This is a genomic window from Mycobacterium angelicum (genome assembly GCF_002086155.1).
In the GTDB taxonomy this organism is placed as follows: domain Bacteria; phylum Actinomycetota; class Actinomycetes; order Mycobacteriales; family Mycobacteriaceae; genus Mycobacterium; species Mycobacterium angelicum.
Window position 1 is genome coordinate 1 of record NZ_MVHE01000185.1, and the last position, 1,534, is coordinate 1,534.

A 1,534-nucleotide genomic window follows, 5' to 3' on the forward strand; every position below is an offset into this window, starting at 1 on the left:
CCCCTGGCCCGCCCGCGCTGCCGCCGTTGCCGCCATCGCCACCCAAACCGCCGTCACCGCCGGTGCCGAAACCGCCGTTGCCGCCGACGCCGCCGCCACCACCGGCTCCGCCCAGCGCGCCGCCGCCGCCGCCGTCACCACCACTGCCACCGGAACCACCGAAGCCGCCCATGCTCGACCCGCTTCCGCCTGCGCCACCGGTGCCGCCGTTGCCGCCGTTGTGGCCGAGAGCGCTGTTGGAGCCGCCGTCGCCACCGTGGCCGCCGGCACCGCCGACCGCACCGTTCCCGCCGGCACCGCCTTGGCCTCCGTTGCCGCCATTAGCGCCGTTGCCGCCGTCGCCGCCGGCACCGCCGAAGCCGTCGGTCCCGCCGCCGCCGTAGCCACCGTCACCGCCGTAGCCGCCCGAGCCGCCACGGCCGTCGCCGCCGAAGCCGCCGTCGCCGCCTTTGCCGCCGGCACCGCCGGAGCCGTTGGCGACGGTGCCGGTGCCGCCGTTGCCCCCGAAGCCGCCGTTGCCGCCGTTGCCGCCGGCGCCGTCGTTATCGGTGCCGCCCTTACCGCCGGCTCCGCCGACGCCGCCACTGGCGCCGGCGACGCCGCTGCCGCCGACACCGCCATTGCCGCCATTGCCGCCGTTGCCGGCCATGCTGCCGAAACCGCTGTTGTCACCGCCGTTGCCGGCCGCGCCACCGTTACCGCCGTTATAGGGGGTGCTTCCGTTCGTCCCGGCGGCACCGTTGGTCGAGCCGGTACCGCCGGCCCCACCCGTCCCGCTAGCTCCGGCGTTTCCGCCGTCGCCACCGCCTCCGCCGACATTGCCCGTGCTGCCGTTGGCGCCGTTGCCGCCGTCTCCCGGGGCGCCACCGGAGGCTCCGTTGCCGCCGGACCCGCCGGCGCCCCGGGCGCCGTTGTGGCCCGACGCCGACAGCGCGGTACCGCCAGCACCGCCATTGCCGCCGGTCCCGCCGTTGCCACCGGCCCCGCCATCGCCGCCGTCCTGGCCGGCATTGCCGGCGGTTACCGCGTTGGCGCCAGCTGTGCCGTTCCCGCCGATGCCGCCGTTTCCGGCCTTGCCACCGGCGCCGCCGGCCCCGCCATTTCCGGCGTCGGTCCCGCCATGGCCGCCATTGCCACCCGCTCCGCCGTTGCCGCCGTTTTCGCCGTCGCCGCCCGCCGTCCCGGAAGCCAGCGGTGTGGTGCCCGCTGCCCCGTCCGCTCCGTTGCCGCCCCCGCCACCGTTCCCGCCGTCGGCGGTGCTCAGACCTGATAGACCGGCCGCGCCGGTCGTGGCACCGGTGCCGCCATTGCCTCCAGTGCCGCCCGCGCCCGCGTTGCCGCCGTTTCCGCCATTGCCGGCGTTGCCGCCATTGACCCCGGTGGCGCCATTGGCGCCGTTACCGCCGTCGCCGGGTGTGCCGCCGGCCCCGCCGTCGCCACCGTCGCCGCCGGCGCCGCGGACACCGTTGTGGCCAGAGGTCGCCAATGCCGTGCCGCCGGCCCCACCGTTGCCGCCTGCGCCACCGCCCCCGCC

1 pseudogene is annotated in these 1,534 nt (G+C 77.8%); it reads right to left on the reverse strand.

The features are described from left to right. Nucleotides 1–1,534 (reverse strand): annotated as a pseudogene (locus tag BST12_RS32520) (PE family protein); the annotation flags it as partial.